The organism is Sphingobium sp. B2, from assembly GCF_007693735.1.
GTDB classification, from domain to species: domain Bacteria; phylum Pseudomonadota; class Alphaproteobacteria; order Sphingomonadales; family Sphingomonadaceae; genus Sphingobium; species Sphingobium xenophagum.
In genome coordinates, this window is sequence record NZ_VDBZ01000001.1 from 906,756 (window position 1) to 919,497 (window position 12,742).

Annotated in this window: 13 protein-coding genes; 9 read left to right on the top strand and 4 right to left on the bottom strand. The window is 61.8% G+C overall.

What is annotated here, in order from left to right; genetic code table 11:
- Positions 1–39: 39 nt before the first annotated feature.
- Genes FE851_RS04470 through FE851_RS25995 form a run of 9 tightly spaced genes read left to right on the top strand, consistent with a single transcriptional unit; the run spans position 40 to position 8,630 of the window.
- The gene (locus tag FE851_RS04470) at positions 40–1,200 is read left to right on the top strand and encodes a glycosyltransferase (protein WP_186378748.1); all 1,161 of its coding nucleotides are present in this window, start codon (positions 40–42) and stop codon (positions 1,198–1,200) included.
- Positions 1,201–1,204: 4 nt separating this feature from the next.
- Positions 1,205–2,386, top strand: coding sequence for a glycosyltransferase family 4 protein (locus FE851_RS04475; RefSeq protein ID WP_186378749.1), 1,182 nt, complete (start codon positions 1,205–1,207; stop codon positions 2,384–2,386).
- Positions 2,383–3,060, top strand: coding sequence for a sugar transferase (locus tag FE851_RS04480; RefSeq protein ID WP_145200177.1), 678 nt, complete (start codon positions 2,383–2,385; stop codon positions 3,058–3,060). Before FE851_RS04475 ends, FE851_RS04480 begins: the two co-directional genes overlap by 4 nt.
- Complete coding sequence (locus FE851_RS04485; protein ID WP_145200180.1) at positions 3,053–4,171, top strand: hypothetical protein; 1,119 nt, start codon at positions 3,053–3,055, stop codon at positions 4,169–4,171. Before FE851_RS04480 ends, FE851_RS04485 begins: the two co-directional genes overlap by 8 nt.
- Positions 4,168–5,238, top strand: coding sequence for a GNAT family N-acetyltransferase (locus tag FE851_RS04490; RefSeq protein ID WP_145200182.1), 1,071 nt, complete (start codon positions 4,168–4,170; stop codon positions 5,236–5,238). The genes FE851_RS04485 and FE851_RS04490 overlap by 4 nt, the downstream gene beginning before the upstream one ends.
- Positions 5,235–6,443 (top strand): ATP-grasp domain-containing protein, encoded by a 1,209-nt coding sequence (locus tag FE851_RS04495; protein WP_145200185.1) that lies wholly within the window; start codon positions 5,235–5,237, stop codon positions 6,441–6,443. Before FE851_RS04490 ends, FE851_RS04495 begins: the two co-directional genes overlap by 4 nt.
- Positions 6,444–6,450: 7 nt before the next feature.
- Positions 6,451–7,194 carry an ElyC/SanA/YdcF family protein gene (locus FE851_RS04500; RefSeq protein WP_145200188.1) on the top strand — a complete coding sequence of 248 codons (744 nt, stop codon included), beginning with the start codon at positions 6,451–6,453 and terminating at the stop codon, positions 7,192–7,194.
- A 36-nt stretch (positions 7,195–7,230) separates the two neighbouring features.
- Complete coding sequence (locus FE851_RS04505; protein ID WP_145200191.1) at positions 7,231–8,457, top strand: DegT/DnrJ/EryC1/StrS family aminotransferase; 1,227 nt, start codon at positions 7,231–7,233, stop codon at positions 8,455–8,457.
- A complete protein-coding gene (locus FE851_RS25995; protein ID WP_186378751.1) occupies positions 8,457–8,630 on the top strand; it encodes a hypothetical protein in 174 nt (57 codons plus the stop codon). Before FE851_RS04505 ends, FE851_RS25995 begins: the two co-directional genes overlap by 1 nt.
- 9 nt (positions 8,631–8,639) lie before the next feature.
- On the opposite strand, the gene FE851_RS04510 is transcribed toward FE851_RS25995, so the two are convergent.
- The 4 genes from FE851_RS04510 to tnpA form a co-directional block, all read right to left on the bottom strand.
- Complete coding sequence (locus FE851_RS04510) at positions 8,640–9,233, bottom strand: plasmid pRiA4b ORF-3 family protein (protein ID WP_261370849.1); 594 nt, start codon at positions 9,231–9,233, stop codon at positions 8,640–8,642.
- Positions 9,230–10,774 (bottom strand): IS66 family transposase, encoded by a 1,545-nt coding sequence (gene tnpC / locus FE851_RS04515; RefSeq protein WP_186378752.1) that lies wholly within the window; start codon positions 10,772–10,774, stop codon positions 9,230–9,232. The genes FE851_RS04510 and tnpC overlap by 4 nt, the downstream gene beginning before the upstream one ends.
- A 118-nt stretch (positions 10,775–10,892) precedes the next feature.
- Entirely contained in the window at positions 10,893–11,249 is a 357-nt protein-coding gene (gene tnpB, locus FE851_RS04520; protein ID WP_261370850.1) for an IS66 family insertion sequence element accessory protein TnpB, read from the bottom strand.
- Positions 11,246–11,638 carry an IS66-like element accessory protein TnpA gene (gene tnpA, locus FE851_RS04525; protein ID WP_145200197.1) on the bottom strand — a complete coding sequence of 131 codons (393 nt, stop codon included), beginning with the start codon at positions 11,636–11,638 and terminating at the stop codon, positions 11,246–11,248. Before tnpA ends, tnpB begins: the two co-directional genes overlap by 4 nt.
- Positions 11,639–12,742: the final 1,104 nt, after the last annotated feature.

The window sequence follows — 12,742 nt, forward strand, 5'->3', positions numbered from 1 at the left end:
CGAAGCGGAATGGGTTGTTCACGGCGGCATCGACAACCGATGATGGCAGTCATTCAGAAACATCGCGCTGATAAGCCGCGGGCCGGAAAAAGCACAATTGGCTTCGTCATCGTCAGTTCCGGGATTGGCGGCATGGAGACGTATTTGCTGCGGCTGTTGTCCCGGTTGCCTGTGGGCACGCGGGCGGTGGTGTTCGTGCGCGCGGACGCACCCGGCGTCCTGCATTCCGAACTGGCTGCTACAGGCGCTGTGCTGATTTACGGCGGTTTAGGCAATGCACATCCCCTGCGACTGGCTCGCCTATACTGGCGGTTGCGGGCTGAAAGGCTGGATGCGGTCGTCGATCTCACCGGCGTTTTCGCCGGTATCACACTGTGGGTCGCATGGCTGGCAGGTATCCCCCGCCGAATAGTGTTTCACCGCCGTTCGACGTATGCGTTTCGGGAAACACGTGCGCGGATGGCGTTTACCCGGTTCTCCATAGCGTTGGTGGAACGCTTCGCCACCGCGATTCTGGCAAATTCACGATCCGCATTGGACCGTTTTCATGCCCGGCTGATCGGTCGTGACCGCCGGCTGGGCGTGATTGCCAACATTATCGACGACGCGGATATGCAGCCGCTCCGCCCACGGGCAGTAGTGCGAACGCAACTGGCTTTGCCCGACGATGCTATCGTGCTGCTCCATGTGGGAAGGGTCGATCCTGCCAAGGACCACGGAACGCTGTTACGCGCGATGGTCTCGGCCATGAAAGCAAATCCACGCTTATTTGCCATGCTTGTTGGGCCTGGAACGGACAGGCTGCCGGCTAGCTTGGCGGGTTTAATTCCACCCGATCTCCACGATCGTTTTCGCCTGCTTGGAAACCGGACCGACATTGCCGATCTGAACCATGCCGCAGATGTGTTTGTCTTTCCTTCCGTGACGGAAGGCCAGCCCAATGCCCTGCTGGAAGCCATGTTGTGCGGCCTGCCGGTCATTGCCAGCGACATCGCCCCGATCCGCGAGGTGGTTCCTGCACGCGCCCATGCCCTGCTGGTGGCGCCGGGGGATGCCGCAGGCTTTGCCGCCGCCATTCACGCCTGCGTCAACGATCCCGCACAGGCGGACGCGCGCCGTTATCGCGCCGAAGCCCAGCGGATCACTGCGCCCGATACCATTCTTCCGCGTCTGTTTTCTCTCATCCTGCCGGACCACTGATCGAATGACTACCACCAAACCCTCTCATCCGGGCCGCATACTCTATGTCGCGGTCTCGCAAGGGCACCTTGCGGTGTTCCATAATCCTTATCTCTCGTCGCTGCGCGCTCGTGGTCACATAGTGGATGTCGCGGCCGGTGCGACGCAGGAATTCGCGTTGGCCGAAGTGAATTCCTTCCACGATATCCGTTTCGCCCGCTCCCCTCTCCGTTGGGCCAACGTGCGTGCGTTCTGGCAGTTGGTGCGCCTTATGCGAACCAATCGCTACAGCCTTGTGCATTGTCATACGCCAGTGGCCAGTGCGCTCACCCGGCTGACCACAGTCTTCGCACGGGGCCGCCCAGTGGTGCTGTACACCGCCCATGGTTTTCACTTCTTTCCAAGCGCTCCGCGAAGGAACTGGCTGCTGTGGTTTCCGCTGGAATGGCTGCTCACCCGGCTTAGCGATTTCGTCATCACCATCAACCATTGGGATTTCGAGGCTGCCCGCCGTCTGTTACGGGCCAGTCGGCCACGCTTTATCCCCGGCGTCGGCGTTGATCTGACACGCTTTGCTAACCTGTCAATCGAGGATGCCCGGGCCATGCGGGCACACATGGGCATCTCGGAACGGATGCTCGTCATCCTCTATATCGCCGAGTTCATTCCACGCAAAAACCATGCATTTCTCCTTACCGCTTTTGCCCGCATCCGCGAGCAGGTGCCCAATGCATGCCTGCTGCTGCTAGGGGATGGTCCTTTGCAGGATGCGGTACGCACACAAGCGGCCGCGCTGGGACTGACTGATGCGGTCCACCTTCTCGGTTTTCGCCGGGATGTGCCGGCACTGACCAACATTGCGGATATCGCGGTCAGCACCAGTCGACAGGAGGGGCTTGGCCTCGGACTGGCCGAAGCGATGGCTTGCGGCTTGCCCGTGATCGCCAGCGAGGATCGGGGCCATCGCGAACTCGTGCGCGATGGGGAAACCGGCTTCCTTTACCCGCAAGGCGACATGGACGCTTTCATCGAGCGCGTCGTGCAACTGGCCCGCGATCCGGTACGGCGCGTGGCATTTGGCGAGGCGGGGCGCATCCATGCCCAAGCCTTCGGTTTGCCGGCGGCACTGGCGGCGATGCGTGCAATCTACGACGAGGCCGAGGCGCTGGCTTACGAGCGAGTGCCTGCCGCGGAGCAAGGGCGATGAACCCTTGCTACCCCGTAGCAAAGCGGCTGCTGGATCTGGGCGCGGCGATGACTGCCATGGTGGTGGCTGGGCCGGTCATCCTGATCGCCGCCCTCGCGGTCTGGCTGGAGGACCGATCGGCCGCGCCTTTCATCGTGCAGGAACGGATCGGACGCAACGAACGCCCATTCGGGCTGATCAAGCTGCGCTCAATGCGAAGCGTGCGTTTCAGCGGCGGTCGCAAACTGACCGACGCCGAACGAATGCTGCGCAGCGGGGGGCTTTTTCGCAAATACAGCGTAGATGAATTGCCGCAGCTCATGAACGTCATCCTCGGTCACATGAGCCTGATTGGTCCCCGGCCGATGCCCATCGCCTATCTGCCCTACTTTACCCCGCTAGAGCGACGTCGCCATCAAGTCCGGCCCGGGATGAGCGGCCTCGCTCAGGTGAGCGGGCGCAACTTCCTGACCTGGGAGCAGAAATTCGCGCTGGACGTCACTTATGTCGAACGCTGCGGTCCGCGTATCGATCTCGAGATTTTCCTGAAAACCCTGCGCCGACTGCTGCACCCGACCGATGTCGGCGTTCGCGGCGTGGACCTGCCGGTGATCTCGCTACACGAAGAGCGCCGACCGTGGAACGAGCCCACGGTCGGGAATGTCTCTGCCAACGGGCAGACCGCGGATGTCTGAACCCGCCGCTGACAACCCGATGATAGTGATGGCAGACGATCGCTGGGAGGTAGGTTCACATTATTCCCTGCCCGATCTTGCGCCCACCTATGCCCGCAACGGCGACGAACCGTCCTTGACCGATCGGCTCGGGGCCGTGGCAGTGGGTTCGGGCCGCATCGCGCTCGGCTGCCTGCTGGCCCATGGCGTTACCCGGCACGGCTGGCGGCGGCTGTGGGTGCCCAGCTATTTCTGCGAGGATGTGATCGGCTATCTGGCCGATGCGCCGGTGGCGGTGACGCGCTATGCCTGCGGCCCTTGGGGGCAGGACGAAACGCCTGAGGGAGCGCCAGGCGACGTCCTGCTGCGCGTGAACTATTTCGGCTGGGGGGTGCCTTCGCTACCGTGTCCGTTCGCCGGCGCCGTCATCGAAGATCATACCCACAATCCGCTCGGCGGGCTGGACAGCCGCGCCGACTTCGCTCTCGCTTCGCTGCGCAAGGTTATGCCGCTGGCCGATGGCGGCCTCTATTGGTCGCCCGTAGGCTATGACGTGCCGCCGCCGCCGCCGCCTTCGACGGCGCATGAGGAGGCCGTGCTGCACAAACTCGCCGCGATGGCGTTGAAACGTGCCTGGCTGCAAGGCGCGGGCAATGATCCGGTCGTTGACAAGGATCGGCTCCGGCAGATGGAACTGCGCGGCGAGGAAGAACTGCTACGCGGTATCCCGGCGCCGATCTCCGACTGGTCGCGACTGTGGCTCGACCGTCTCTCGTCCGATCGGATGGGCCACGTCCGCGCGCGCAATCATGCGGCGCTGCGCGCGGCCTTGGCCGGGGCGGGCCTGCGGATGCTGGGGCCGGAGTCCCCCGCGACCCCCGCGATAGCCGTACTGGCCTTGCCCACGCAGCGTCAGCGAGACGTCTTAAGGGCGGGCCTGATCGCCAGCGGCATCTATCCCGCCGTGTTGTGGCCGATCCCCGGGCGGGCGGACGGCCACCCCGATCCTGCCCACCAGTTCTCGGCGAGCGTGCTGATGCTGCCCGTCGATTATCGTTACACCGGTGACGACATGCGCCGGGTGGCAGCCACCATCCGCAACCTTCTGGACGAAATCTCTACCTGTCTATGACCTCACGTTTTCTCTGCGTTGACGATCCGCTCTGGCTCGACACCCTCTCCACCTGCCCGCACGATGTGTACCATCTGCCGGCCTATGCCGCGCTTGAGGCCAACTGGATCGGCGCCACCCCCGTCGCTTTCCGCTATGTCGAAGGCGATGCCGCGATGTTGATCGTGCTGCTCGAACGTCCCACGCCCAGTGGTCGTGCGCGCGATGCCGTCTCGCCATACGGCTATGCCTGCCCGGTCTTTACACCCGCGGCCGACGCGGCGTTCCACGCGCGCGCTCTAGCCGCGTTTCAACTTGCTGCCCGCGCGCGTGGCCTCGTCACCAGTTTCATGCGTTTGCACCCGCTGTTGCTGTCTGCACTGGGCGCCGCCTCCGATCTGGCGGGCGGCGCGTGGCGCGAAGAAGAACGAGGCGTTACCCTCACTATGCCGATGGTTGGAGACGAAGCCAGCTTCCTGGTCGGCTTGGCGCGCGGCCATCGTGCCGGCGTACGCCGCCTTCTTGAAGCGGGAGGACGGCTGGTGCTCGACACACCCGAAGTATGGGCGGCATTTCCCGAAATCTACCGCAAGACGATGGAAAAGGTCGGCGCTGGCGACAGCTACTTCTATTCCGACAACTATATCGCCCGCTTCCGCAACGAGCTGGCCGCCCACGTCCATTGCGCTGGCGTCGCCGCCCCCGATGGCACCATCATGTGCGCGGGTCTGTTCACCCAAGTGGGCGACATATTGCAATACCATCTCAGCGGTACGGCGGAAGGTTTTGCCCGGCAAGCACCCATGAAGTTGTTGCTCGTCGCGATGCGTGCCTGGGCGGCGACGAACGGAATCGCCCATTTCCACCTGGGTGGGGGATTAGGGGCCAAACGCGACTCGTTGTATGCATTCAAACAACAATTTGGCGGAACAGAATGGCCTTTCCGCACCGTCTCGGTGATCCACGATATCGAGGCTTATGCCGCAGAGTGCGCACGGTGCAGTGAGGAGACGTGCGGCGTTCCTCCTCCTCAATCGGACTTCTTCCCATTGTATCGCGCGCCAGTACCGGAAAGCGCCGAAGCGTGACTACAGCTTCGGGCAAGTGCCTGCTGGTGTTGGGCGGCGCCGAGAAAACCGTGCCGCTGGTTCAGCATGCTTTGGACCGGGGGCATCGCGTAGTGGTTTGCGACCAGAATCCGGCCAGCCCCTGCCGAGCGCTCGCCAGTGAATTCGTTGAAGTCAGTACCCTCGATCGCGCGAAAGTTTTAACAGCGGCCCGAGATCGTGCTGTTTCGGGGGTGGTGGCGTTCGGTTCGGACATCATGGCCATCGAAGCTGCCTGGCTGGCCGACCAGCTTGGTGTGCCCGGAAATCCCGTCGAATCTCTCATGATCATGGGCCGCAAAGACCGGTTTCGCGCCTTTCTGGCCGAGCAAGGCTTTCCGGTGCCCGCGTCTCGCACGAGTGGCGATGGGGCGATTGGTTGGCCGACCAGCGGCCTACGCCTGCCTGTGATTGTGAAGCCGGTCGATGGTGCCGGCAGCACGGCTGTGAACCGGATCGACCGTTGGGAGGATCTGCCATCCGCTTTTGCCATGGCGCAAGCAGCCTCTCGTTCGCGCCGGGTGATCGTGGAGGAATTCCTCGTCCGTGCGCATCCGCACATGATCGCCGGCGATGCCTTTGTCGTGAACGGACAGGTCGCCTATTGGGGCCTTCTTGACAGCCATCGCACCGCCTCCGCCTCGCCCTGGTTGCCAACAGGCACGTCATGGCCTGTCTCGCTGGATGCTGCGGGACAGAATTTGGTCCGACAGCAGGTGCAAGCGCTGGTTCGCAGGCTCGGCTTGCGTTTCGGCCCACTCAACCTGGAACTGATGTTTGGCGAGGACGGCGCGCTCTACATGATTGAAGTGGCGGGCCGCAATGGCGGCAATTCCATTCCGCAATTGCTGGAGGCCGCCACCGGGGTCGATCTGGTCGCATCACTTGTAGCTGCCAGTCTCGGCGAAGCAGTTGGTTTGGACAATACCATGTCGAGCGCTTGCCTGGCGAACTACATGATCCACAGCCCCGCGGCAGGACGTTTTGCTGGAGTGCATATCGATGCCGCGCTGGAACCCTACGTCGAACAAATGACGATCGACATGCAGCCGGGCGATATGGTCCATGTCTTCGATAGAGCGACCAACGCAATCGGCACGCTGTGGCTGCGTTTCCCCGACCCTGAAATGCAGCAAGCAATGTTGATGCGCATGCCCGAACTGGTGACGGTGCAACTGCAGTCCTAACGTTTCGGTGGTCGATTTCCTACAAAACTGGCTGAAGTCTCCTCTGGTCTGGCTAGGATTAGGGCTGCTGGCCGCTCTTCTTATTGGCGGGCACACGCGCAGAGTTGCAGTGCTTGTCGCGGCCGTGATCTGGCTTTTAGGCACGAATCCGGTCGCCGATATGGTGATCCGCCCGCTCGAAGCCCCCTACCAGACGGCGCGACCCAATCGCGAATCCAACACGCCACAATGGATCGTCGTGCTCGCTGCGGGATCGCACTGGGATACTGACCTGCCGCCGACGGCGTGGCTCAGCAAAGTCAGTCTGTCGCGTGTGACAGAAGGCGTACGACTACAGCGCGCGATGCCACGCGCAACGCTGCTGTTGCTGGGCGGACTGGAACCTTCCGATCCGCGTGTTCATCCGCCGACCTACCCCACAGTGGCCAAGATGTTGGGAGCCGACCCCACCCGATTAAGTTACCTTGTCGGCGCCGCCAACACCGAAGCCGAAGCGCGCTCTGTCGGTCGAACCATATCCCGCCAGGGGACGCTTTATCTGGTCACCTCGGCCAGTCACCTCCCCCGTGCCATTTGGCTGTTTCGACGCGAAGGCTTTCGGCCGATCCCGGCTCCGGCACAGCAAGAGGCCGCCGAGCCCCCTCAGCCGATCCGCTTGGACGCTTTGATTCCACAGGCCGAAAACTACCGAAAGGTCGAGCGCGCGGGGCACGAATACCTCGGGCTGCTGAAAGTCCGGCTGCTCGGATGAACTCTTTCAATCGTCCTTCCGTCTTCAGGATTTGCCATGCTTGATTCTTCACTTGCGCCTTGGCCCAGCTATACTCAGGAAGAGGCCGACGCGATTCGCCGTGTGCTACTCTCTAACAAGGTCAACTACTGGACTGGAGAGGAATGTCGGCATTTCGAGCGCGAATTCGCGGCTTGGGCGGGCACCCGTTATGCAGTGACGCTGGCCAACGGCACATTGGCTCTGGACGTAGCGCTGCGAGCGTTGGGAATTGGCGCGGGCGACGAAGTGGTAGTGACACCCCGCACTTTCATCGCGAGTGCCTCGGCGGCGGTACAGGCCGGTGCCATTCCGGTATTCGCCGATGTCGATGCGGATAGCGGCAATCTTACCGCCGAAACGATCGCCGAGGTACTGACGCCCCGCACGCGAGCGGTGATCTGCGTACATCTTGGCGGTCAGCCCTGTGACATGGATCCCATAATGCAACTGGCTCGCGACCGCGGCCTGACAGTGATCGAAGACTGCGCCCAGGCTCATGGAGCCCGGTATAAAGGACGCAGCGTCGGCAGCATCGGCGACATTGGCGCATGGAGCTTTTGTCAGGACAAAATCATGACCACGGGCGGCGAAGGCGGCATGGTGACGACGGATCGCGAAGATCTGTGGGCCAGAATGTGGAGCCTGAAAGACCACGGCAAGAGCTGGGAGGCGGTGTACGAGCGGTCGCATCCACCAGGCTTCCGTTGGGTGCATGAAACTTTCGGTCACAATTGGCGGATGACAGAGATGCAAGCGGCGATCGGCCGTATCCAGCTTCGCCGCATGTCTGAATGGAGCGCAGCGCGTGCCGCAAATGCCCGCTCGCTTGCGCAGGCATTGCTACCCTATTGCGGGCCGAGCGGACCGCTGCGCCTGCCTCGAAGTGTCGACGCGCAAAGCGCACATGCATGGTATAAGTTCCATGCGTTCATACGTCCTGAGAATCTTCCGAGCGGTTGGGATCGAGATCGCATCGTGGCGGCTATCTCGGCACAAGGCGTGCCGTGCCTGCAAGGCTCATGCTCCGAGATATATCTGGAAAAGGCTTTCGACGGAACCGGCTGGCGCCCGCCGCAGCGCCTGTCGGTCGCGCGCATGCTGGGCGAAACGAGCATAATGCTGCCGGTCCATCCGACACTGACCGAGGACGACCGCAGTCGAATGCGCCATGCGCTCGAAACCGTGTTTGCCGCCTTGTGCGCGCAGACTCCCGTGGACCTTGCTGTTGAAAGAGATGGCTGATGTTCCGCGCCATCAAAAATGAGATCACCACGTTGCGGTATCACAGAGCCCATGCGGCGATGGCGGCGAGCATTCTTAGCAACATCGAGGGCCAGAAAGGTCGGACCTCTCCCGGCATTATCACTCGTTCGACTGATGCCCTGGATGTAAGCGCCGACGGAAGGTGGCGTTGACGCGGCCTGTCAGGCTTTGCGGCGTGTCCGCGGCGCCCATTTTTTCGCGAGCGCTTCCAGCCTTGCCTCGATCAGGGGGATATCGGGCTTGGCGTTGGGATCATGGTCTTCACCGAGGGTCTCGAGCGCCTCTTCGTGATATTCATGTTGGGGGTCGGCGAGCGCTTCGAGCTTTTCGGCATAACCCCATGGGCCGCCGCAGTCCTCTGGCGGCCGCATGCCTACTGCATCGAGGATGAGCGGATATGTCAGGTGCGGGCTGGCCGCGCTGACGCGCTCGATCTTGACGCTATGCTCCCAGGCGTCGCCAAAGTCGTAGAGATATCGGAAGGTCTTGCGCCTCGTATCCGCCAGGACCTGGGCGAGAGTGGCCTTACGGGCGTCGAGCGGCCCGTCGAAGCCATATTCAGGATCAGGGATGCCGAAGCCGGTCTGCCCGAAGCTCATTTCCCACAGATGAGAGTCCGTCCACGAGAAGGCGGTCTGGATGACGGTGTGAAGACGGTCGAGGCGGATATTGAGCGGCACCTCCAGCGTTCGGCTCACGGCCGGTGTCACATCGTCCAGCGTAATCTTCATCCGCACGATAGTGCTGTTGCTCACGCAGCCTTCTCCAGATCGTTGGTCAGCTTTGATGCCTGCCATTTCCACGGCAGGAAGTCATCGATCTGATTGATCGGGTGGTTGCCGATGCGCTCAATGACGTCTGTGAACCACGCCTCGGGCTCGACGCCGTTGAGCCGGCATGTGCCGGCCAGGGAGTAGAAGAGCGCCGCCGCTTCTCCCCCTTTCATGGAGCCGACGAACATCCAGTTCCGACGCCCGAGCGCGACCCCGCGCAGGGCGTTCTCCACCAGATTGTTGCTGATCTCGAGCCGACCGTCATCGCAGTAGCGGATCATGGCCTGCCAGCGGTTGAGCGGATAGCGACACGCACGCGCCAGATTGCTGTCGGAAGACAGGCCACGGTTCTGTGTTTCGAGCCAGACGCGCAAAGCCTCCAGCTTCGGCACCGCCTTGATCTGGCGGATGCGTCTCCGCTCATCGGGTGGCGCACCCTTGATATCGCGCTCGATGGCGAAGAGTTCGGCGATTCGCACGACCGCCTCCGCCGCGATCGGTGACGGGCTCTTTTCCAGTATGTCGGTAAATTTCCTGCGCGCGTGGCTCCAGCATCCAACTTCGACGATGTCTCTGGGAGCCTTGGTTTTGGGGTCGCGGTAAAGTGCGTTATAGCCCGCAAAACCGTCCGCCTGAAGATACCCGTGATAGCCGGCGAGATGTTCTGCCGGATGCGCTCCGCCACGATCGGCGCTGAAGCGGAAGGCTACGGCAGGCGGGCTCATGTCACCGCTTGAACGATCATCGCGCAGATACACCCAGGAGTGTCCGGTTCTGCTGCCGTCACCATTGCCCAAAAACGTGACCGGCGTGTCGTCCCCATGGATTTTGGCGGCTTTGCGGATATAGGCGAACAACTGCTCGCCCAGCGGCGCCAGCAGCCATGCCAGTTTTCGCGCCCAGCGGCTCATCACATCCCGATCAATGTGAAGCCCAACGCGGCGGAAGATTACCGACTGCCGGTGCCAGGGCTGGTGATCGACAAAGCGATTGACGACGAGGTGGGCCAGCAGGGCGCTGCTCGCCATCACCTTGGGCAGCGGCAGATCGACAGCGGGCGCTTGTCGGATCTGTTCGCAGGATCGGCACGCCAGCCTGGGCCGGACATGGCGGATGACGCGGAAGCGTGCAGGGACATAGTCGAGAACCTCAGTGACGGCCTCGTCGATCTGCACTGACGGTCCATTACAACCGGCACTGCACGGGCCGGGCTGATGATCAACGGTCTGACGCGGGAAGTGTGCAGGAAGCGGAACGCGGCCGCCGGATTTGCGGGCCGATTTCATCACGGGCGGCGCCGACACCTCATCGTTTGCCGGTTCCGGGGCTTCGACCTCCTCGAACATCAGCCGCAGCTGGGCGATATCCATTTTCTCGGAGCTGCGGCCGAACTGGACGCGCAGCAGCCGCGCGACACGATGCTCGAGCTTTTCGATCCGCAAGGTCTGGGCTTTGACGGTGGCTTGCGCCGCCGTCAGTTTGGCCCGTTCCTGCTCCATGACATCGGCCATCTCCAGCAGCATTTTCTGCAGGAGAACCGGGTCTGTGGGAAGGCGATCAAGGGCGAACCGCATGCCGCCGATAATAGCCCAAGCCCACGGTAAATCCTACATAAAATGGCGGTTTTCCTGATCTTTTTGGCTATGCGAGCCTCGGCGTGATCACCTCGTCGTGGACGATCGCCTGCTTCCAGTTCAGCCCTTCAATCAGCATCGCCATCTGGGCTGCCGACAGGCGGAGCGCGCCCTCATGAGCACGAGGCCACACGAACTTTCCGCGCTCGAGACGCTTCGCATACACGCATAGCCCGGACCCGTCCCAGACCAAGGCCTTCAACCTGTCGCCCCTTTTCCCGCGGAACAGGAAAACCGCCCCCGAGAAGGGATCAAGCTGAAGAATATTGCACACCTGCGCCGACAGCCCATCAAACCCCTTGCGCATGTCGCACGGCGCCAGCGACAGATAGATTTTCGTCGAAGGCGGGAACGCCAGGCTCAATGATCCAGCTCCCGCAGGACATCGAGCACCTGTTTCAGGGCGGCCCGATCGACCTCGCCATCAACCAACACCGTCAGGCCGCACCGCCCTCGAACCTCAATCCGCCCTAGCTCCCGAGCTTTGGCCGACGGCGAAGACGATGCCAATTCGACAGGCACGAAGCCCGCCATCGCTCCGCGAAGCAGCTGCTTACGCCAGGTATAAAGCTGGCCTGTTCCAACGCTGTGCCGCCGAGCCACGGCCGATACGATCGCCCCCGGCGCCGTCGTCTCCTTCAGGATCGCCAGCTTCTCCTCGTCGCTCCAGTTCCGACGCCGCTCCACCCGTACAAGCGCTCCGCCATCACCGCGACCGCTCATACGAGGCTCGTTTGACTGCTCAATGTCCATGCTCACGCCTCCTCAAAGGCCGCGAGCTTTCCTATTCCGGTGCCGGCAACAAGGCCGCCTTCCGTCGGCGCTTACCCCTGGATGCCTTCGGATCGAAAATATTTGCGCCGTGGCTTTATGTCTATTCCGCGGTATCCGGCAAACTTCGGGACGGATGGGTTCCCGATAACTATTACGGAAAAGTCGTGGCGCCCCGATTAAACGGCAGCCATGGCGCGATTTCCCGTATCAAGAGTATCTCCGCCAAAATTCTACCGGGAGCACCACTTTTTGCACCATTTGGCAGTAATGCTGTTGATACATTGCGTCTGATCACATTATCCGACCTCGCGGGTCGCATCTCCTTGTAGGCTGCTTAATTTGCGTTTCGGATCCAGTCGCGGATTCTACTAGAGCCAGATCCGTTACAGTTTTTGACCATTTACATCGACGGCCTATCCCGCGCCTTATTACGGTGAACATCAATACATGGCTGTGATACATTCATCAAAACGGCGGGCGATGTCCGTCGAGCGACAGCTTTCACGTCTGAATGCGCTCGCTCATGAACTCCGGTCATTGGCTCAGAAGCTGGACGATCGGAGGGAACCGAGCATCAGCCGGATGGCCGCGGCCAATATTGGGCGAGGGACTCCTTCACGCACAGCGTTGTTGAACGCGACCCGCTTTGCGTATCGTGCGAGGCGCTTACGCGATGGCTTCTTTGATCCCCGTCTGTTCGGCGAGCCGGGGTGGGATATGCTCCTCGCTCTCTACGAGAGCGCTTTGTCGCATCAACGGATGACCACTGGTAGCCTGTGCCGGACTTCGGAGGTGCCGCCAACCACCGCTCTACGTTGGATTGAGGAACTCACCGCTACGGGTTTGGTCTGCTGCGAAAAGAGTGAAGACGATCGACGAGTTCGTTACCAGGTTCTGACAGCGCAAGGCTTCCGCGCGATGACACTCTATTTCACTCGTCTGATGATAGAGGCGGAAGAAGAGATGGGCTCTGGTCCGGCTCTACCAGCCAGACTGGATGTCGTACGGTGAAGACGTGCGGTCATTGATGCATTTCGCATCGCACTATCCAGACACACAATCGCACCGCTTCCTTCGGGTCGC

Bases quoted from the DNA above. Each gene is read 5' to 3' on its own strand.
- FE851_RS04505 (WP_145200191.1), top strand. From the start codon at position 7,231: ATGCTTGATTCTTCACTTGCGCCTTGGCCCAGCTATACTCAGGAAGAG.
- FE851_RS04485 (WP_145200180.1), top strand. From the start codon at position 3,053: ATGTCTGAACCCGCCGCTGACAACCCGATGATAGTGATGGCAGACGAT.
- FE851_RS04480 (WP_145200177.1), top strand. From the start codon at position 2,383: ATGAACCCTTGCTACCCCGTAGCAAAGCGGCTGCTGGATCTGGGCGCG.
- FE851_RS04470 (WP_186378748.1), top strand. From the start codon at position 40: ATGATGGCAGTCATTCAGAAACATCGCGCTGATAAGCCGCGGGCCGGA.
- FE851_RS04490 (WP_145200182.1), top strand. From the start codon at position 4,168: ATGACCTCACGTTTTCTCTGCGTTGACGATCCGCTCTGGCTCGACACC.
- FE851_RS04475 (WP_186378749.1), top strand. From the start codon at position 1,205: ATGACTACCACCAAACCCTCTCATCCGGGCCGCATACTCTATGTCGCG.
- tnpC (WP_186378752.1), bottom strand. From the start codon at position 10,774: ATGCTGCTGGAGATGGCCGATGTCATGGAGCAGGAACGGGCCAAACTG.
- FE851_RS25995 (WP_186378751.1), top strand. From the start codon at position 8,457: ATGTTCCGCGCCATCAAAAATGAGATCACCACGTTGCGGTATCACAGA.
- tnpA (WP_145200197.1), bottom strand. From the start codon at position 11,638: ATGGACATTGAGCAGTCAAACGAGCCTCGTATGAGCGGTCGCGGTGAT.